13 protein-coding genes and 1 pseudogene are annotated in these 19,045 nt (G+C 58.9%); 7 read left to right on the top strand and 7 right to left on the bottom strand.

Annotated features, from left to right (window positions below):
* Window positions 1–4: 4 nt before the first annotated feature.
* On the bottom strand, window positions 5–3,502 hold the full coding sequence (locus tag K0H48_RS13685; protein ID WP_219267879.1) for a response regulator: 3,498 nt from the start codon (window positions 3,500–3,502) through the stop codon (window positions 5–7).
* A gap of 277 nt (window positions 3,503–3,779) precedes the next feature.
* Between K0H48_RS13685 and K0H48_RS13680 the strand changes: the two genes are divergently transcribed.
* The 3 genes from K0H48_RS13680 to K0H48_RS13670 all read left to right on the top strand — a co-directional run bounded on the left by K0H48_RS13680 (window position 3,780) and on the right by K0H48_RS13670 (window position 9,889).
* Window positions 3,780–7,691, top strand: coding sequence for a hypothetical protein (locus K0H48_RS13680; RefSeq protein WP_219267878.1), 3,912 nt, complete (start codon window positions 3,780–3,782; stop codon window positions 7,689–7,691).
* Window positions 7,692–7,897: 206 nt separating this feature from the next.
* Window positions 7,898–8,263 carry a response regulator gene (locus tag K0H48_RS13675; RefSeq protein WP_219267877.1) on the top strand — a complete coding sequence of 122 codons (366 nt, stop codon included), beginning with the start codon at window positions 7,898–7,900 and terminating at the stop codon, window positions 8,261–8,263.
* 225 nt (window positions 8,264–8,488) lie between these two features.
* The gene (locus K0H48_RS13670; protein ID WP_219267876.1) at window positions 8,489–9,889 is read left to right on the top strand and encodes a DUF1254 domain-containing protein; all 1,401 of its coding nucleotides are present in this window, start codon (window positions 8,489–8,491) and stop codon (window positions 9,887–9,889) included.
* 88 nt (window positions 9,890–9,977) lie between these two features.
* Here K0H48_RS13670 and K0H48_RS13665 read toward each other — a convergent pair whose 3' ends face one another.
* The gene (locus tag K0H48_RS13665; protein WP_219267875.1) at window positions 9,978–10,646 is read right to left on the bottom strand and encodes a DUF3313 domain-containing protein; all 669 of its coding nucleotides are present in this window, start codon (window positions 10,644–10,646) and stop codon (window positions 9,978–9,980) included.
* A 286-nt stretch (window positions 10,647–10,932) separates the two neighbouring features.
* Between K0H48_RS13665 and K0H48_RS13660 the strand changes: the two genes are divergently transcribed.
* From K0H48_RS13660 to K0H48_RS13650, 3 genes are read left to right on the top strand one after another with little or no spacing between them, the layout of a single operon-like run.
* Complete coding sequence (locus tag K0H48_RS13660; protein ID WP_219267874.1) at window positions 10,933–12,261, top strand: HAMP domain-containing sensor histidine kinase; 1,329 nt, start codon at window positions 10,933–10,935, stop codon at window positions 12,259–12,261.
* Window positions 12,261–12,644 (top strand): response regulator, encoded by a 384-nt coding sequence (locus K0H48_RS13655; RefSeq protein WP_219267873.1) that lies wholly within the window; start codon window positions 12,261–12,263, stop codon window positions 12,642–12,644. The genes K0H48_RS13660 and K0H48_RS13655 overlap by 1 nt, the downstream gene beginning before the upstream one ends.
* 9 nt (window positions 12,645–12,653) lie before the next feature.
* The gene (locus tag K0H48_RS13650; protein WP_219267872.1) at window positions 12,654–13,901 is read left to right on the top strand and encodes an EAL domain-containing response regulator; all 1,248 of its coding nucleotides are present in this window, start codon (window positions 12,654–12,656) and stop codon (window positions 13,899–13,901) included.
* Between the two features lie 293 nt (window positions 13,902–14,194).
* On the opposite strand, the gene K0H48_RS13645 is transcribed toward K0H48_RS13650, so the two are convergent.
* Complete coding sequence (locus tag K0H48_RS13645; RefSeq protein WP_219267871.1) at window positions 14,195–15,193, bottom strand: succinylglutamate desuccinylase/aspartoacylase family protein; 999 nt, start codon at window positions 15,191–15,193, stop codon at window positions 14,195–14,197.
* 84 nt (window positions 15,194–15,277) lie between these two features.
* Between K0H48_RS13645 and K0H48_RS30775 the strand changes: the two are divergent.
* A pseudogene (locus K0H48_RS30775) lies at window positions 15,278–15,823 on the top strand (TetR/AcrR family transcriptional regulator); the annotation flags it as partial.
* Here K0H48_RS30775 and K0H48_RS13640 read toward each other — a convergent pair.
* Genes K0H48_RS13640 through K0H48_RS13625 form a run of 4 tightly spaced genes read right to left on the bottom strand, consistent with a single transcriptional unit; the run spans window position 15,779 to window position 19,038 of the window.
* Window positions 15,779–16,777, bottom strand: a complete 999-nt coding sequence (locus K0H48_RS13640) for a DMT family transporter (protein WP_219267870.1) — start codon at window positions 16,775–16,777, stop codon at window positions 15,779–15,781. The pseudogene K0H48_RS30775 and the gene K0H48_RS13640 overlap by 45 nt on opposite strands.
* Window positions 16,774–17,472, bottom strand: coding sequence for an ABC transporter permease (locus K0H48_RS13635; protein WP_219267869.1), 699 nt, complete (start codon window positions 17,470–17,472; stop codon window positions 16,774–16,776). The genes K0H48_RS13640 and K0H48_RS13635 overlap by 4 nt, the downstream gene beginning before the upstream one ends.
* Before the next feature lie 7 nt (window positions 17,473–17,479).
* Window positions 17,480–18,184: an ABC transporter permease gene (locus K0H48_RS13630; RefSeq protein WP_219267868.1), complete on the bottom strand. Its 705-nt coding sequence runs from the start codon at window positions 18,182–18,184 to the stop codon at window positions 17,480–17,482.
* Window positions 18,184–19,038, bottom strand: coding sequence for a transporter substrate-binding domain-containing protein (locus K0H48_RS13625; RefSeq protein WP_219267867.1), 855 nt, complete (start codon window positions 19,036–19,038; stop codon window positions 18,184–18,186). Before K0H48_RS13625 ends, K0H48_RS13630 begins: the two co-directional genes overlap by 1 nt.
* Window positions 19,039–19,045: the final 7 nt, after the last annotated feature.

Below are 19,045 nucleotides of genomic sequence, written 5' to 3'. Positions count from 1 at the left end.
CCACTTAAATGCGTTCCATCTTCGGTAGCCATACGCGAATCAGCGAGAACAGCCGGTCCAGGTCGATTGGCTTGGCCAGGTAATCATTGGAGCCCGCCGCCAGGCAGCGTTCCTGATCGTCTTTCATGGCCTTGGCCGTCACCGCAATAATCGGCAGTTTCTTCCAGCGCGGGTCCTGGCGGATCAAGGCTGTCGCCTCGTAACCGTCCATCTCCGGCATCATCACGTCCATCAGCACCAGATCGATATCGTCGACTTCATTGAGTTTGTCGATGGCTTCACGGCCGTTACGGCCGATCACCACCACGGCGCCTTTGTGCTCCAGGGCGCTGGTCAGGGCGAAGATGTTGCGCACATCGTCGTCCACCAACAGGATCTTGCGCCCCTCGAAGACCTTGTCGCGGCTGCGGGCGGTCTTGAGCATCTTCTGGCGGTCATGGGACAGCTGGGATTCGACTTTGTGCAGAAACAGTGTCACTTCGTCCAGCAAGCGTTCAGGTGAGCGCGCGCCTTTGATGATGATCGAGCGCGAGTACTTGCGCAGCTCGGCCTCTTCGTCGCGGGTCAGGTTGCGCCCGGTGTAGACGATCACCGGCGGGAACGAGCAGATATCCTCGGTGGCCATGCGCTTGAGCAGCTCATTGCCGAGCATGTCCGGCAGCTTCAGGTCGATGATCATGCAGTCGTAGATGTTGGTACGCAGCAGGTCCAGCGCGGCCTGGGCGTAGCCGACGTCGGTGATTTCGATGTCATCGTCGCCGATCAGGCGGGCAATGCTGTCGCGCTGCAGGTCATCGTCTTCCACCAGCAGCACGCGCTTGACCTTTTGGGTCAGCTTGGCTTCCAGGCGCGCAAACACGTCCTTGAGCTCTTCGCGGGTGGTCGGCTTCACTGCATAACCGATTGCGCCCATGTGCATGGCGGCTTCGACGCGGTCTTCAACGGAGATCACATGTACCGGAATGTGGCGGGTATTGGCGTGTTCCTTGAGGCGTTGCAGCACGGTCAGCCCGGAGTGGTCAGGCAGGCGCATGTCCAGCAGGATCGCGTCCGGGATGTACTCCTCGGCCAGGCTATAGCCTTCGTCCGCGCCGTGGGCGACCAGGCAGTGGTAGCCCAGTTCGTGGGCGAGGTCGAAGAGGATGCGGGCAAAATTGGGTTCATCTTCCACCACCAGGATGCAGCGGGTGGCGAACGGTGCCTTGTCACGGTCATCGGCAAAGCGCGGAATCTGTTTGGTGTCAGCCACCGGCAACGGCGAGACCGCTATTGGCTTGGGCGCAGGCGCCGCCACAACCTGGCGTGGCGCCTCGACCGGCGCGGCGCCCTCCTCACGTTCTACATACTGCTCAGGCAGCACCAGGGTGAACACGCTACCCTTGCCCGGCTCGCTGGTCACACTGATGTAGCCACCGAGCAAGGTTGCCAGGTCACGGGAGATCGACAGGCCCAGACCCGTGCCGCCGTAACGGCGGTTGGTGGTGCCATCGGCCTGGCGGAAGGCTTCGAAGATGCTTTCCTGCTGGTCCGGCGCGATGCCAATGCCCGAATCGCGCACGGTAAAGGCTACGCCCTCGCCTGGCGCACGGGAGACCGACAGGCTGACATCACCGGCCTCGGTGAACTTGACCGCGTTGGACAGCAGGTTCTTGAGGATCTGCTCCAGGCGCTGGCGGTCGGTGAACAGCATCGGCGGCGCATCCGCTTGAATGTCCACCTGGAAGCCCAGCTTGCGGTCAGCTGCCAGCGGCTCGAACATCCCGCGCAGGCCATCGACCAGACGCGCCACGCTGGAGTTTTCCGGACGCATTTCCAGCTTGCCGGCTTCGACCTTGGAAATATCCAGGATGTCATTGATCAGGTTCAGCAGGTCATTGCCCGCCGAATAGATCGACTCGGCAAACTTGACCTGTTCGGCGCTGAGGTTTTCCTGCGGGTTCTCGGCCAGCAACTTGGCCAGGATCAACGAGCTGTTGAGCGGCGTGCGCAGCTCATGGGACATGTTGGCGAGGAATTCGGACTTGTACTTGCTGGAGCGCTGCAGCTCATCGGCACGGTCTTCCAGCTCCAGCTGGGCCTGGTTCAGCTGCACGTTCTTGCGGTCCATGGCGTCGCGCTGTTCGGCCAGGGTCTGGGTCTGCTCGGCCAGTTGCTCGTTGGTCTGCTCAAGCTCGGCCTGCTGGGTTTCCAGGTGGGCCTGGGACTCCTTGAGGATACGCGACTGCTCTTCAAGCTCTTCGTTGGCAGTTTTGAGTTCTTCCTGCTGCACTTGCAGCTCTTCGTTGAGCTGCTGGGTTTCGGCCAGCACTTCCTGCAGGCGCTGGCGATAGCGGGCGGCTTCGATGGAGGTGCCGATATTGCCGGCAATCAGCTCCAACAGCTCGACGTCGCGCTCATCCAGCGGCCGCAGGAAGCCGAGTTCAATCACGCCGTTGACGCGACCATCATCGCTGGTCGGTACCACCAGCACACTGCGGGTCGAACCTTCGCCCAGGCCGGAACTGACCTTGAAGTAGTCCACCGGCACATCGTCCAATCGAATCGAGCGATCAAGCTGGGCCGCCTGGCCGACGATGCCCTCGTCGTTGTAGATCGCCTGCTCTTTTTGCTCCTGCTCACGGGAGAAACCGTAGGTGGCCACACGCTTGAGGCCGCCGTGCTCTTCGCGCACATACAACGCCGCGACCGCCGAGCCCATGTATTGAGCAAAAAACTGCAGGATATTGCGCCCAAGCATGTTCAGGGTCAGCTGGCCGAGCACCTGTTCGGCCAGTTCGGTTTGGCCGTTACGCAGCCAGGCCTGTTGTTCCAGGCGTCGCGCGATCTTCTGTTGTGACGCGAGGTTTGCACTGTAACTATCTGAAAGTGCTATTAAATTCTTTCTTCCGATATAGGCCAGGAAACCGCTCAACCCAAGCACGAAAGCCAGGTACAAGGTGACGCTGATGATCGTTGTGCGGGTGACATCGGCATTGCGGCTGACACGGAATGCTTGCTCCATCGCCACTGCATCCGTGTATTCGTTGCGAATCGCGTCGGTCAGGCTCTTGCCCCGGCCGGCCTTGACCGCCGCACGGTAGTCACCGCTGCTGCGCTGCAAGTCGATCATCGACTGCGCGTACTTGTTCCACTCGTACTGCATCGACTCCAGGCGTTTGAGGCGATCGACCTGCTGCGGATTGTCCGCCACCAGCTCCTGCAGGTTGTGCAAGTCACCAATGATCCGCGGCTTGGCGACTTCGTAAGGGTCGAGGAAATGCTCGTCGCCGGTGATCAGGTAGCCGCGCAAGCCGGTTTCCAGGTCCACCGTCAGTTTGGACGACTCATTGAGGTTATTGATGACCCGGTCTGTGTGCTCCACCCACTGAATCACCGACAGCAAATAAGTGATCAGGCAGACGAAAAACACCGCGCTGAGTACGCCGACGCCCAAGGGTAACGCGACGTTTCGGCTCAGCAGGGTACGGAAGCTCTTTTCATCGACGGACGACGCGGGAGTCATGGGCATGCCTTGGCCAAGTGCGGAAAAAGGGGGAGTTTGCCCGAACATCAGGGGGCAAGGCTATGTTTCTGGGTTGATTTGACGCAAAAGCGTAGGCACTGCGTGCGGATTTTCCGCAGTTCCAGCTTCGATTTTTCAACTCATTTACACAACTGCTAACAGAATCCTACGACGAAAGAGGAACGACCCTTCATTGATCTCACACTCAGGACTGCGCCTCAGGAACATGGAAGGTCTTTTTGGAAGGCGTCTTTTATGACCCACCAAGGTAAGTTAAATGAGCATTTCCAACGTTACTCAGAAAACCATAACCGTCACCGCCGGCCAGAACGCACTTGAGCTTGCCCCCCCGACTTCAACACCTCCAGAAGCTCAAAATACGCCCCCAGTCCCAAGAACACTGACCAAGCCCGTAAACCAGTTACAGGCAGACCAACAGAATCTTTTCAATTTGGTCGACCAGCTTAAGCTCATGAGTACTCAGAATGATGGCAAGCCCCTTACCCCAGACCAAATTTCAAGCGCTCTAAAAAGTCAAATTGACACGCCTTTCGTAGGTTCCACTTACGCCTTGACCCGTTCCACACCGCCGACATTAGCGACCGTCATTACCGATCTGGGTTATGAAATGCCGGTTACCGCCGATCAAGTCGCTGCGCTGGCCAAGCAAATTGAGCAAAAGGCTTCAATACCGGTGCTGGGAAACTTGGGCGGAGGACTGTCCTGGCCCATTCCGATGTCGAAAGAGGAAAGGAAGAGTATTCGTTCGTTCTTGTTATCCGGTAAAAGCGGCTTGCCTGGCTTGCCGTTGCGGGCGACATATACCAACGGCACGCTGAACTACTTGTTGCAAGGCAGTTCGGTGACGCACAGTGACCTGCAGGGCGACCCTCAAGCGGCGCTACAAAAATTATTCGATACCCCCAGGGCCCAGGCACTAGGGCAGGCGTTACAGACACACCTTAAGGGTGTGTCCACAGCCACCAGTATTTATGACTACCTGTTGACCGCTATAAACGACGGGCTCGACTTGAGTGGTCTGTTTTATCCAGAACCCAAAAAAATCGGTGATATCTATCTCGACTCCCCCGTGTACTGGGGACAACCACCCTCGCTGGTGGCCGAGCACCTGAGCAAGTATCTGATCAAGGAAGGTCTGGCGTCAGAGTCAACGGCTAAACTTGCAACTCATGTGCTGTTGGCGAACCGAGCACCGCATTTTCTGATCAAAGATGTTCCCGCGAACGTGAAAGTTGGCAGTGTTCTCTGGGGGCAATTGGCTATAGCGGCAGCCAAGATCGAAGCCCAGACCCCGGGCCTGCTGCCTGGCATGACCTATGCCGAAGTTATTGCCTACGCGGAGTCCATACCGGCCAACACTGTCGACGTTCAAGTTGCCCAACGTGAAAATCTGAAAGAGTGGGGATTGGCCAATGGTTTGCTGCCGATCTTGCAAACCGCCTGGACGCCGATTGATGGCGTACTGGTCCCCTCAACTCCCGAGCCGACAGAGTCCCAAATGGAGCAGGTCAGAGTGGCCTACAACAGCCGGCTGCAGGCGCTGGCGCAGACTTCTACGGGTTTATACACGCCATTGGCCTCTCGAAAAGAGATTGCGCTCGATTGCCTCAGGACAGAGTTTCCGGATCTTGACCCAGCGGTTTTTGAAGCTCAAGTGCTGGCCAAGCAATACACAGGCCGCGCGCGCGCCGGCGATCCAAGATTACGATCCATGCTTGATATTGTGATGGAAGGGGAAAAACTAGGGGAAACATACAAATGGATCACCAATGACCGCCGTGTTCCCATCGATGCATTCAATGCGTTTGCACGCACCGATAAGTTAGACGCACCCGAAGTTTTCAAGGCCCAGTTCGAGCCGTCGATAAAGGCGCAGAAAGAAGGCCATTATGGGATGGTCAAACACCTGATTTCCCAAATGCCATTAGCCGATCGCAAAAACTTTGAATTCGGCAAGCTCGAGTATTTCTACAGCAATGACTACAAAAGCACACCCGGCAATCCACTCGAATTGGTGAAGCGCGGGCACACGCTGATTGTGAAAACCACTCGCAATGGGGAGGCCAATCTTTATGAAATCGACACCACGAAGGGGACAATTGAAAAACAAAATGACCGATTGGCAACACTGCTCGATCAGCGTGAAACGACTAATGAAAAATCGGAAAAAATTGTTTCGAAGGTGAGGTCCTATCACCCTTTCAACGACTCTCCGGCCCCCAATAGCGCAGAAAGTACAGAAACACCTGCAATTCCCGACAGCTATAACTCCGACCGAACCAATAACATTGCCGATTTCTACGTCAACTCCCTGGGGCTGGATGACGAAAGTTTCCTCAACTACTGCAAGGGCGTGACATCTTTCGATAAAGATCACCTGGGTGACAAGGCCATTGGGAATTTCCTTCTCAATCTGATCCCGTTTCGGGCCGCCATCGTCAACTTGTCTAACGGTCGCTACGGTGAAGCCGTTGGAGACTTGGCCTTTGATATTTTTGGATTCGTGACCCTCGGCGCGGGGAAGGTCGCGCAAGCCTCCAAAGCCTTGGGCAGAGGTTTGGGCGTCACCCATAAAGCTTCAAAAGTTATCAAATTCCTGGGGGCGTCTACATTGGAGGCGCTCAACCCACTCCCTACTACTCTAGTGGGTAACCTGCTGACTGGGGGTGGAAAGCTGCTCGCCAAGGGAGCCACCAAGAGTGTTGAATTGGCGAATAGGCTAAGAGGCGCAAGCGGCAGTTACGACCTGCTCAAGGCTGCCAGTAAAAGCCAGGGTGTCGTGGCAATCGGCACCTTCAAGGTCGCAGAGCAGAGCATCGATGGTAGCGCCGTGTTCCGGGACGGCAAATGGTACAACTATGACCCTGCCACCAACAGACCGTATGGTCCTGCGCTCAAAGGTTTTACGCCATCAGTAGCCGCCCTCGAGGGAGAAATTAAACTGTCTTTCACCGAAACCTGGTTAGGTAAGATGATAGGTGCCGTGGTGGCGCCGCCTGCGACCAATCCCAACTTTCGCAGAGACTTTGTAGCGGCGATCGCCAAAGCCAAACTTGATGACCGCACCAGCTACATTCGGGGTCAAAACACAGGGCGGCCAGATTCAATCTTTGGTTACTCCACAGCTTTGAGCATAGATGACTTGAAACGCCTGGCGGTGGCAGAACGTCGTACACCGGAGGCGCTCGGCAGTCTGGTCAAACGGATAGATGAGCTGGAGGTTCTCCCCGAACGATTCAATGCAGCACGCGATGCTGCGAAAATCACTGACCCTGATGCGTACAAGAGGGGGTATTCCGCCGGAGCACCAGAAAATATCACTGGGTTCTCGGGCGCGTTGACCAACAATCAATTGGCAGAACTGGTGATAGCACGCGGACGATCCGCCGAAGAAATTGGGCAATTGGTCAAGTACATGGAAAATCGAAGAGTCAATATCAGCCTGGAAAATTTCAAAGTATTCAGTGAAGAGGTAACAGCCGCAGGAGGCAAGGTCACAGCACTTCCGCAAGGTTTTTACCTCAGTCAAGTTTCCCTGCTGTCAGAAGGCGAGTGTGCAGCACTGTCAAACCTGATGGCAGCCGCCATTAAACAAGGCAAACAAGACACTCTGCTTGAAAACCTGTTTACCGCAATGGTACCGACCCTAAGCCCTGCCGAAATTGCCATTCTGGAAAAAACCAGCCCAACACTGGCTGCAATTGAAGTCGCCAGGGCAAAAAAAGCTCCTGCAGTGGCGCAGTTTCGTAAGGAGCTCAACCGGCTTCAAGGCGCATTAGGAAACCAGTTCCACCTTGGTATGGCGTCCAGGCAAGTACCTTACACCGCCCTCATTTCAGAACTCGCGAATGCCCGTAGCTCTAAAACACTACTTATCAATGGTCCAGGCCATGGCATAACAGCCGGCGTGGTAGTGTCCAACGGCAAGAAGGAATGGTTTTATTTTGACCCCAACTTCGGCAAGGCAACCTTCGATAACGAGGCCGCCATGCGAGCCGGTCTGGAAAGCACACTAAATAGCGGGCGGACCAAAAACCTATTGGCGCATTATGGCGACAACGCCAGCGTGCCGGAGTATAAGATTTCGGTCTTCGATCGCGCGGATCTGAACGACATCACCAAGTCATTGAAGATTGATCCGTCGGATTTCTTCCTGAAGCCGTTATAAGCCCAGCCCTCTCGATGTCAACGCGACGGCCGGCTTTCCTGGCGGCCGTCGCGCCAGAGATTTCCTAGCCTGCAAGACATTGAGGCCTATTGCCTGCACAATATCCTGCTTGCAGCGGGAACTTGCCGAGATTGCCACGACTCATTAGCAAGAGCGGTCTTTCAACCGCCAGAGACCTGTCTTTACATTTCTAAGGAATTCCCCATATGAGCGCTGCCCCCTCCACCATCCTTGTAGTCGAAGACGACGCCATCGTGCGCATGCTGATCGTCGATGTACTCGAAGAGTTGGAGTTCTCGGTGCTCGAGGCTGCCGATGCCGAAAAGGCCCTCAAGTTGGCTGAAAATGCCGATCAACAGCTCGACCTGATGATGACCGATATGGGCCTGCCAGGCATGAGCGGCAAGGAACTGGCTACCCAAGTACGCGTGCTTCGCCCTAGCCTGCCGATCCTTTTCGCCAGCGGCTATGCCGAAAACATCGAAGTACCCCCAGGTATGCAGGTAATTGCCAAGCCGTTCTCCATTGATCAACTGCGTGACAAGGTCAAATCGATGTTGCCCGCCGTTTGAGCCCGACACCTGCGGCGCTTTGCCCCTCGCGCCTGGTGCCGCCATCGCCATCGACGCCTCGCCCGGTAGCCTGCTGAACCGCAATGGACAGTGGCACGCAAAGGCGATGATTTACTCCAGTTCACGTTGTTCGCAGGGATTAACGTGACGTTCGGCCAATAAAACAGGAAACTCGGCGCTTTGATCCCACGCCCTCTATAAAGCACTCAGGAAGGACGCAACAACATGATTGGAAAACCGACGCGCCTGCTGTTGGCGAGCCTCTCGATACTCATGAGCACCGGCGCCTGGGCCGATTTTACGGCGACCCCGACTGAAGCCCGGGCCATTGCCAAGGAAGCCTACCTGTATGGCTACCCGGTAGTGGAGATGTACAAGACGCTCTACACCCAGGCCGTCGACAAAGGCGGTGCCAACTACAAGGCACCGTTCAACCATATCGGCAATACCGCCCAGGTGTTCACGCCCAGGGACACCGCCTTCGTCACCCCGAACTCGGACACGCCCTACTCCTTCGTGTGGATGGACCTGCGCAAAGAGCCGTTGGTATTGACCCTGCCCAAGATTGAAGACAACCGTTACTACTCGGTGCAGTTGATCGACCTCTACACCCAGAACATCGCCTACCTGGGTACCCGCAGCACCGGCAACAATGGTGGCCACTACATGATCGCCGGGCCGGACTGGAAAGGTCAGCAACCGGTCGACATCGACCGCGTGATCTACAGCGAAAGCAACATCGCCTACGCCCTGTATCGCACGCAGTTGTTCGATGAAAAGGACCTGAACAAGGTCAAGCAGATCCAGAATGGCTACAAAGTGCAGCCGCTGAGCGCCTACGTGAAGCAGCCTGCGCCGGCCAAGGCGCCGAGGATCGAATGGCCCAAACCCATGGCAACCATGACCGAAGGCCCGCAGCTGTTTCGTTACCTGAACTTCATGCTGGCCTTTGCCGCGCCCCAGGACAGCGAAAAAGACCTGATGGCGCGTTTTGCCAAGATCGGCATCGCCCCGGGCGCGCCCTTCAAGGTCAAGGACCTGACCGCTGAACAGCGCAAAGCCCTGGAAGACGGGATTGCCGATGGCCGGGCCGAGTTCGCTGCGTTCAAGAAAGACAAGGTCGACACTCACCAAGTCACCAGCAGCGACCTGTTCGGCAGCCGTGACCGCCTGAAAAACAACTACCTGTACCGCTACGCCGGCGCCAACCTGGGCATTTTCGGCAACTCCACCGACGAAGCCATCTACATGAGCTATTTCGTCGACAGCGAAGGCAAACCGGCCAACGGCGCACGCCACAGCTACACCGTGCACTTTGCCAAGGATCAACTGCCACCGGCTGAAGCCTTCTGGTCACTGACCATGTACGACGCCAAGACCAAACTGTTGGCGCCCAACCTCAAGAAGCGCTACCTGATCAACTCAGCGATGCTGCCCAACCTCAAGCGGGACGCCGACGGCGGCCTGACCTTGGCCCTGCAGCACCACGAGCCGCCAAAAGCCGAACAGAGCAACTGGTTGCCGGCCCCGCCCGGTCCGTTTTACGCCGTACTGCGGATTTACCTGCCCAAGCCCGAGGTGGGGAATGGTCAATGGAAGCTGCCGCCCCTGACACCGCTCAAGTGATGCCCGGATAAGAGCAGCGTGCCCGTGCGCAAGCACGGGCACGCGCCTAAAGACATCAGGCCGCTTGCATCCTTGCCACAGTCATTAGTCAGTTCTTCTTGAACTTCACAAAGGACTGATGCAAATCCGACGCCCAGCCGTCGATCACGCTTTTCACGTCATCGGCCTTCATCACCTGCGAGTCGTTGGAGAGCGGCTTGCCGGTGCCTTTTCGCACTACCTGGGCAATCACCTTGCCGCTGCCACCGTCGAGGAACTGCGCCTCGGTGCCCAATGTGGTTTCCTGGTCACGAATGCCGGTGCCCGTGCTCACTGCGGCAGCCACCAACGCCACAGGAATGTACTCGTAGGGCTTGAGGCTTTCGGTCTTGCTGCTGACGGCGCTAATGGCCGCGCGCACCACGATCACGCCTGGGCCTGGCGCGTTGGCCAGCGGCAGCGACTTGGCCAACTCACGCTTGAGCGCCTGGTTGTAATAGGTGTTGATGCCATTGAGAGTGCTGTCCGGAATTTTCGCGGTGGCTTGGGGCTTGGGGTAGAACTGCGTCGGTTCGATAAACACTGCGGTGTAGTTATTCAGATTCAGGCCGGGATCTACCCAGCGCATCACCTCGGCCCCTGAAGGCGACTTCGCTTCTTTGAGGTGGCTGTAATCCGAGAGAAAACCTGAATATTCGTCCGGTTGCGTTACCTTGCTGGCACAGCCGACCATTGCCATTGCAACGCACAGCATGCTGATCATTCGCCTTGATTTCATCATTGAACTCCCTGGCTGTCATCGTCGAGACCCTGAACTGTAGGTATAGCCAACTTTGTGCAATCAGCCTCGATCATCTGCGCTCGAAACGCCCAGCCCTTGGCTGATCTATCCGTTTGAAGGCTGAAAGTTTCCGGGGGGACGCTTTCAGCCTTCAAATCGCCATAATCTCTGCTATTGTCCAAAGACCTCATCTCCTCCTCATCGCTTCAACGCGATCTTCTGTGAGCATGCTCTGCGACACCGCTGCACCGGTGTCGGGCCTGAATGTCACGGAAACCATGCGATGGACTCAGCCTTACCCGACCCGCCGCAATCGCGCGCTGAAAAGATCGTCGAATTCAAACGCCAGAAAACCCTGCTGAAAACCGGCGCGCTGCAAGACGCCATTTTCAACAGCGCCTACTTCTCCAGCATTGCCACCGACGAAAAAGGCGTGATCCAGATCTTCAACGTCGGTGCTGAACGCATGCTCGGCTATGCCGCCGTTGACGTGGTCAACCGCATTACTCCCGCCGACATCTCCGACCCCGCCGAGTTGATCACCCGCGCCGCCGCCCTCAGCGAGGAACTCGACACACCCATCACCCCAGGCTTCGAAGCCTTGGTGTTCAAGGCTTCGCGGGGCATCGAAGACATCTACGAGCTGACCTATATCCGTAAGGACGGCAGTCGCCTGTCGGCCATGGTCTCGGTCACGGCCTTGCGCAATCGCCACGACACGATCATCGGCTACCTGTTGATCGGCACCGACAACACTGCGCGCAAGCAGGAGGAAGTCGAGCGCAAAGGCTTTGAACGCGCCCTCGAGGAAAAGAACCTGGAGTTGGAACACGCCAACCATATGAAGTCCGAGTTCCTCGCCACCATGTCCCACGAATTGCGCACGCCGCTGAACGCGGTGATCGGCTTTTCCGAGGCGCTCAAGGACGGCCTGGTGGGCGACATGAGCGACATCCAGCGCGAATACATCGGCGATATTTTCACCAGCGGCCAGCACTTGCTTTCGCTGATCAATGACATTCTCGACCTGTCCAAAGTCGAAGCCGGGATGATGGACCTGGAACTGGAGCCGGTTGAACTCGCAGGCTTGCTGGCCAACAGTTTGCTGATCGTGCGCGAAAAAGCCGCGCTGCAACGCATCCAGCTGAAACTCGACAGCCAGGGTGATTTCGGCACCCTGGCGCTGGACCTGCGCAAGACCAAGCAGATCATCTACAACCTGCTGGCCAATGCGGTGAAGTTCAGCGCGCACGGCAGTTGCGTAACCCTGGCGGTGCGTGAGGTCAGCCGCGATCAGGTCGGGATGATCGCCGGCGACTGGCCGGTGCACAGCTTTGCCCTGCCACCCAGTGCGCAGCAGCATTTCCTTGAATTGAGCGTGAGCGATACCGGTATCGGCATTGCCGTGGACAACATGGGCAAACTGTTCAAGGCCTTCAGCCAGATCGACAGCAGCCTGGCGCGCAAATTCGAAGGCACCGGCCTGGGCCTGGCCATGGTCAAGCAGTTGACCGAGCTGCAGGGCGGCAGCGTGGCGGTGGCCAGCCAGCCCGACCTGGGTGCACGTTTTGTAGTGTGGTTGCCGCTGCACAGCGCCAGGGAGGCAAGCTGATGACCGGCATCCTGATCGTCGAGGACAACGAGGCAAACATGCGCCTGGCACGCCTGTTGCTGGTCAATGCCGGGTACACCGTGCTGTGTGCCGCCGACGCCGAAACCGGCCTGACCCTGGCCCGCGAACAGCAACCGGCGCTGATCCTGATGGATATCCAATTGCCCGGCATGGACGGCCTGGCGGCAACGCGCTTGCTGAAACAAGACCCGCACACCGCGCACATCCCGGTGATCGCCCTGACCGCCATGGCCATGAAGGAAGACTGCGAAAAAACCCGCTTGGCCGGCTGCGACGCGTATGTGAGCAAGCCCCTGAGCTACAAAGAGCTGTACCGCGTGATCGACACCCTGCTGCCCCCACACACCACACCCTCTACATGAGTCCTCTCCATGGCCAGCTCACCCGCAACGCTGTTGATCGTTGATGACGAACCCCAGGTTCGCAAGCTGCTGGAAACCCTGCTGCAACATGAGGGCTATCAGACCCTGACCGCCAGCAGCGGCGAGGAAGCCTTGCTGCTGGTGGCGCAGCAGCCGCCCGACTTGATCCTGCTGGACATCATGATGCCGGGCATGGACGGCTATGACGTCGCCAGCCAACTCAAGGGCAATGCCGCCACCGCCAATATCCCGATCATCATGCTCACGGCGCTCAGCGAGTCCGAGGCGCGCATCAGTGGTTTGGAAACCGGTGCGGAAGAATTCCTCAGCAAGCCGGTGGAGCACATCGAGTTATGGCTGCGAGTGCGCAACCTGCTGCGGCTCAAGGCCCATGGTGATCAATTGAAAACCCATGGCCTGATGCTCGAACAGCAGCTGCAGAATCAAACCCGTGAAACCGTGCATGACCTGACCCGCGAGGCGCTGGAAAACGACCTGCGCCTGGCGGTCGAACGCAGCGATTTCACCCTGCATTACCAACCCAAGGTCGAGCTGGCCAGTGGTGCCGTGTGTGCCCTTGAAGCCCTGCTGCGTTGGGACCGCCCCGGCCATGGCGCGGTGTCGCCGGCAGTGTTTGTGCCGCTGCTGGAAACCCTGGGCCTGATCGTGCCCGTCGGCCGCTGGGTCATCGACAACGTGTGCCGGCAGATCGCCGCGTGGCAACGCAGCGATATTGGTGCGGTGGAGGTCTCGGTGAACGTTTCCGGGCATCAATTGATTGAAGGCGACCTGATTGCAGATATCGCCGCCAGCCTGGCAAAGACCGGCGTTGCGGCCCATTGGCTGGAGGTGGAACTGACCGAAAGCTCACTGATGGAAAACACGCAGCACACCATCGCCAGCCTGCAACGCCTGCGCGCGATGGGCGTGAAAATCTCCATCGACGATTTCGGCACCGGCTACTCCAGCCTCGCCTACCTGCGGCGCTTCCCCATCGACACGTTGAAAATCGACATCGCGTTTATCCGCGAAGTCACCAGCAACCCGCAGGACGCAGCCATTACCCGCACCATCATTGAACTGGCCCACAGCCTGGAACTGCGCGTGGTGGCTGAAGGCGTCGAGTCCCAGGCGCAGTTGGCCTTTCTAAAGGCAGCCGGCTGCGATCAGATTCAGGGGTACTTGTTCAGCCGGCCCTTACCGATGCAGGAGCTTGAGCGTTTGCTGCTGGAAAAACGCAGCCTGGAACGAGGCTGATGATGCCGATGTGGCGAGGCCTATGCTGCGTGGCGAGCAGGCTTGTCCTGCGTTGGGCTGCGAAGCGGCCCTAATCCAGGCGCTGAGTTGTTTCAGGTAAAACTGCGACTCTGCCGAGCCTGGACGGCGTGCCTGAGCTGTTCAAGCCCCTGGGTTGGTGAGCCACACCACAATTAACAATGTGGGAGCGGGCTTGCTCGCGAAGGCGGTGTATCAGTGAAAGATGTATTGGCTGACACTCCGCCTTCGCGAGCAAGCCCGCTCCCACAAGGGTTGTGTGTGTATTTGAGAGTCTAAGGGTCCAGCACCCCACCGCTGTAGCTGTCCGACAATCGCGTCCCGGTAAATTTGGCCACCACCGAACCCTGGGCCACCAGGCGTTCCCGGTGGCCTGTCACCATGCGCCCGGTTTGCGCCGCGCGCAAAATCACTTCCGAAGACGGGTCGCCAGGGCGGCCGATGATGCGTGCGAAACGCTCGCCCTCTTCAACCGGGTCACCCAGGTTTTTTTCAAACACCAGCACGCCGGCGCAGGGCGCGAGAACGGTTTCCATGCAGCCCATGTCCACCACCTCGCCCTGCCATTCGCGGATGTCGGCGACTTCATCAATCACGCCATTAATGCACAGCCACGCCCACAGGCCGTTGCTGTCTTGTTGCGCAAGGGCATCGCTGACATCCGCCTGCCCGCGTAATTCGACCGTCGCGGCCAAGCGCGGCGCGCCATGATTGATGAGGGTTTCTTCAAAGGAGCCGTCACCGCCTTCATCCCACACAATCACCACCTCGACCTGCAACGCGGCCGCCAGTGCCAGGCCGTGTTCGGGCCAGAAACTGCGATGAATGTAAAGGTACGGCAGGGCCTCATCGTCGGTGTGCAGGTCGAGCACCAGATCGGCGTCGGCCGCCAACCGCACTAAACTTTTTTGCCATTGCGCCAGGTTGCTCGCCGGGCGCTCCATGGCCAGGGAATGGTCGAACGCACGGTTAAAGTTTTGCCCGGTTGCCTCATGGAAACGCCCCAGCAGCTTGCCCTGGCGAAACTGGCCAATGCCAAAGGGGTTGGCCTGGGGCACCACGGTCACACTGCCTCGCAGGCGGCCCTGCGCCTGGCACGCCTGCAAGCGCGGCAGCAGGTGGTGCAGCACCAGCATCCCGGCGATTTCATCGGCGTGTACGCCGGCTTGCAGGTGCACCTTGGGGCCACTGCCGTCGCCTTCAAACCGCCAGGCGCCGATGTGCAGCGTGTTACCCGCATCGCCTGGCACCTGCCATGAAAGGTCTTTTGCCATGCCTTGCCCTCCTCTGATGATTTAATCGCTAGAGATTGAACACACGTTCAATTAACCTGAGCACTCTGGTCTTTTATCAAAGGCATGCCCGTGACCATCGACCCTCCCAAACTGCGCCGTGCCGACCCCGACGAACGCCGCGACTTATTGGTTGCCGCTACCCTCACCTGCCTGGCCCGTGACGGCCACGCGGGGATTTCCGTGCGCCGCATCGCCGCCCAAGCTGGCGTTTCGGTGGGCTTGCTCAACCACCATTTCGGCAGCATCGACGCGTTGATCGCCGAGACCTACCACAAGCTCGCCAATGAGCTGACCAGCGCGTTATGGGCGCAAGTCGAGCTGGCCGAAGGCGCCGCCGCGCGCCTGGACGCGTTTCTTCGCGCCTCGTTTTCGCCGCGTGTCATGGACCCCGACCTGCTCGGCGTGTGGGTGGTGTTCTGGAGCCTGATCCGCCACTCGCCCCACGTAAACCAGTCCCACGAAAACAGCTACCGCGCCTACCTGGCGCTGATCCAGCAGCTGCTGGACGACCTGGCCCGCAGCGAAAACCTGAAGATCGACGACAGCCACCTGGCCGCCATTGGCCTATCGGCGATGCTCGACGGTCTTTGGCTCGAGGGGTGTCTCAACCCCGGCACTTTCAGCCCCGCCAACGGGCTGCACATCTGTCGCTGCTGGGTACAGGGGTTGCGTCACGGAGCATTCGGCGCCGACCACGTCCTGTGATTCCGGGTGGCGGGCGCTGAGCATGGCCAGGGTGCCGCTGACCGCGATCAACACGGCGCCGATGCTCAGCGACACATCCATCGAGGTGCCCCAGATCAGGCTCGAGAGTAAAAACGCCCAGATCAACCCGGTGTATTCGAACGGTGCCAGCAAGGTCGCCGTGGCCCGGCGGAAACTCGCAAACAACAGGAACTGACCTATGCCGCCGACCAGACCTGCCGCCAGCATCCCCAGCCAGGCCGGGGTCGGCGCTGGCGTGTGGGTCCAGGGCAACGTCACCGCCATGCAGATAACAAAGACCACGTTGGTGATCAGCATCTGCTCCAGCACCGAGGTTGTCGGGTCGACCTGGCGCAGCTGGATATAGGTGAACGCCCAGCACAACGCGGCCGCCAGGGTCAGTGCGATGGGCACTGGATCGACCATATTGCTGGGGCGACAGGCGATCACCACACCCGCAAAGCCGATGATCAGCGCCACCCATTGCCCACGGCTCGCACGCTCCTTGAGGATCAGCGCAGCCAGCAGCGTGACCATGATCGGCGCAGAGAAATACAAGGTGGTCATTTCCGCCAGGGTCAGGTCCTTGGCGGCGGTGTAATACAGCAACCACGCCAGCAGCGAGAGCAACCCGCGAATGATCAGCAGCTTGCGGCTCACTGAGGTCCACGCCCGGCGCAACAGGCCCATGCGCCCGGCGATCACACACGCACCGACCACCACCAGGCTGCGCCAGAACAGAATGCTGAACACCGAATAATCGGCCACCAGCCATTTGATCACTGCGTCCTGCAACGCCAGAAACGCGTAGGCCAGTGAGCACAGGGCTATCCCTTGCAGCGCGCGGTCCTGTTTCATCCCACGGACCTGCGCAGCGGCGTGCCGCGCCGTTCGGCGATGGCGTAGACGCCCTCGATCAGGAAGGTCAGGCACAGGTAAACACTGGCCACCAACAGCAACGGTTGATAGATCTGCAAGGTCTGCGCGCGCACCACGTTGGCCGCGCCCAGCAGGTCGACCACGGCAATGGTCGACGCCAGCGCGGTGGATTTGAGCAGCATCACCGTCTCACCGGCCAGGGTCGGCAACAGCAGGCGCATCGCCCGTGGCAAGCGCACCCGCAGCAGCGCCTGGCGCGGGGTCATGCCGAACGCCGCAGCGGCCTCCATTTCGCCCTTGGGCACCGCCAGCAGGCCGCCACGAATCACTTCGCCGACATAGGCGCCCACCGACAGCACCAGGGCAAACACGATGTACCAGTAGCCGTCACGCAGGAACGGCCACAAGAAGCTGCCACGGATCATCGGGAACTGCGCGAACAGGCTGCCCAGGCCGTAGTAGAAAATGTAGATCTGGATCAGCAGCGGCGTGCCGCGCAGCACACTGGTGTAGGCCAGCGCACTGCGTGCCAGCCATTTGCGCCGGGACAACCGCGCCAGCGCCACCAGCACCGCCAGGGCAAAACCCAGCACCGCGCTGATCACCAGCAATGACAAGGTGGTCTGCAAGCCCTTGGCGATCAGCCCCGCGTAGTAACTTATCCACTCAGGCATGCGCGCCTCACTCGACAACCGGCATCCAGCGACGAATACGTCGCTCCAGGCGCCCGGACAGGTAGTTGGAAGCCAGCGTCACCAGGTAATACAAGGCGGCGGCCGTGAGGTAGAACAGCAAGTAATGACGTGTGGAACCCGCCGCCTGCTTGGCGGTGTACAGCAGCTCGTTGGTGCCGACCACGCTGATCAAGGCGCTGTCCTTGATCAGGTTGATCCACAGGTTGGACATGCCCGCCAGCGCATACGGCGCCATGATCGGCAAAGTCACCCGGCGAAACAGACCAAAGCCGCTCAAGCCAAAGGCCCGCGCCGCTTCGATCTGGCCGTGGGGAATCGCCAGGATCGCCGCGCGGAAAATCTCCGACGCGTAGGCACCCTGCACCAGCCCCAACACCAGGATCGCCACCAACGGCCCGCTGATATTGACCTGGGCAAAACCCAGCCACAGCATCAACACGTTAAGGCCCATGGAGCCTGCGTAATACAGCAGCAGGATCAGCAGCAGTTCCGGCACCGCGCGAAACACCGTGGTGTAGCCGCGCATCAACAGTGCAATCGGGCGCGGCGCGCTGAGCTTGGCGCAGGCCACCACCAGGCCGATCAGCAAGCCCACGGCAAACGCGCCGACGGAGATTTGCAGGGTCATCCATAACCCTTTGAGCAGTGCGTTGCCCCATCCTTGGTCACCAAAGCTGAGGAGATCGAGCATTATTCGGTCTTCTGGGCGATTTGCTGATAGGGGCTGTCACAGGTCTTGCTCACATAGGCCGGCGTGTCGCCGCGCTTGCACGGGCTGACCGACAGGCCGAAATAGTGCTGGGACAAGTCGTCAAAGTCCTTGCTCACCAGCAGTTCGCCGATGGCTTTGTCGAGGCGGGCCTTGAGCGCGGTGTCTTCCTTGCGCAAACCGGCGCCGACGCCACGCCCGATGATCGGGTCGTAGGGCACGCTGGCAATATGCGCCAGGCCGCTGGCTTCCGGGGTCTTGACCATCATGGCGATGGCGGTGTCGTCGGCCATCATGTAGTCGATGCGCCCGGCGATCAGGTCGGCATTCGCCGATTCCTGGGTGTCGTAGTACTTAAGATCAGCGATGTTCTCGTAGTACTTCTTCAAGTAGTTGGCGCTGACCGTGGAGATCTGCACGCCGATCAACTTGCCCTTGAGGCCTTCGGGGGTAATGTCCACCGTAGCGCCTTTGGGGCCTGCCACACCCAGCAGTGAATCGTAATAGGCGCGGCTGAAAGCGATCTGTTTTTCACGCTCATCGGTCACCGACATCGAGGAGAAAATCACGTCGATTTTCTTCGCCAGCAACGACGGAATGATGCCGTCCCACGCCACTTCCTTGATCTGACACTCGGCTTTCATGCCTTCACACAGCTTGTGGATCAGGTCTACTTCAAAGCCTGACCACTGGCCGTTCCCGCCTTTTACGGTGAACGGCGGATAGGGTTCGGCCGCCACCGCAAACACGATGGGTTTTTCTGCCGCCAGGGTAAAACCTGCGGTCAACATCAACACTGCACTGCCCAACCACGTTGCCATGCGCTTGCATTTCATGATTTGC

It is taken from the genome of Pseudomonas sp. Xaverov 259 (assembly GCF_019352915.1).
Lineage (GTDB): Bacteria > Pseudomonadota > Gammaproteobacteria > Pseudomonadales > Pseudomonadaceae > Aquipseudomonas.
Note: the sequence above shows the minus strand (reverse complement) of the source record. Positions and strands in the feature narration are given on the sequence as shown.

Excerpts from the sequence above, each read along its gene's own strand:
- K0H48_RS13675 (WP_219267877.1), top strand. The coding sequence starts at position 7,898 with ATGAGCGCTGCCCCCTCCACCATCCTTGTAGTCGAAGACGACGCCATC.
- K0H48_RS13655 (WP_219267873.1), top strand. The coding sequence starts at position 12,261 with ATGACCGGCATCCTGATCGTCGAGGACAACGAGGCAAACATGCGCCTG.
- K0H48_RS13665 (WP_219267875.1), bottom strand. The coding sequence starts at position 10,646 with ATGAAATCAAGGCGAATGATCAGCATGCTGTGCGTTGCAATGGCAATG.
- K0H48_RS13640 (WP_219267870.1), bottom strand. The coding sequence starts at position 16,777 with ATGAAACAGGACCGCGCGCTGCAAGGGATAGCCCTGTGCTCACTGGCC.
- K0H48_RS13635 (WP_219267869.1), bottom strand. The coding sequence starts at position 17,472 with ATGCCTGAGTGGATAAGTTACTACGCGGGGCTGATCGCCAAGGGCTTG.
- K0H48_RS13650 (WP_219267872.1), top strand. The coding sequence starts at position 12,654 with ATGGCCAGCTCACCCGCAACGCTGTTGATCGTTGATGACGAACCCCAG.
- K0H48_RS13630 (WP_219267868.1), bottom strand. The coding sequence starts at position 18,184 with ATGCTCGATCTCCTCAGCTTTGGTGACCAAGGATGGGGCAACGCACTG.
- K0H48_RS13625 (WP_219267867.1), bottom strand. The coding sequence starts at position 19,038 with ATGAAATGCAAGCGCATGGCAACGTGGTTGGGCAGTGCAGTGTTGATG.
- K0H48_RS13670 (WP_219267876.1), top strand. The coding sequence starts at position 8,489 with ATGATTGGAAAACCGACGCGCCTGCTGTTGGCGAGCCTCTCGATACTC.
- K0H48_RS13660 (WP_219267874.1), top strand. The coding sequence starts at position 10,933 with ATGGACTCAGCCTTACCCGACCCGCCGCAATCGCGCGCTGAAAAGATC.
- K0H48_RS13680 (WP_219267878.1), top strand. The coding sequence starts at position 3,780 with ATGAGCATTTCCAACGTTACTCAGAAAACCATAACCGTCACCGCCGGC.
- K0H48_RS13645 (WP_219267871.1), bottom strand. The coding sequence starts at position 15,193 with ATGGCAAAAGACCTTTCATGGCAGGTGCCAGGCGATGCGGGTAACACG.
- K0H48_RS13685 (WP_219267879.1), bottom strand. The coding sequence starts at position 3,502 with ATGACTCCCGCGTCGTCCGTCGATGAAAAGAGCTTCCGTACCCTGCTG.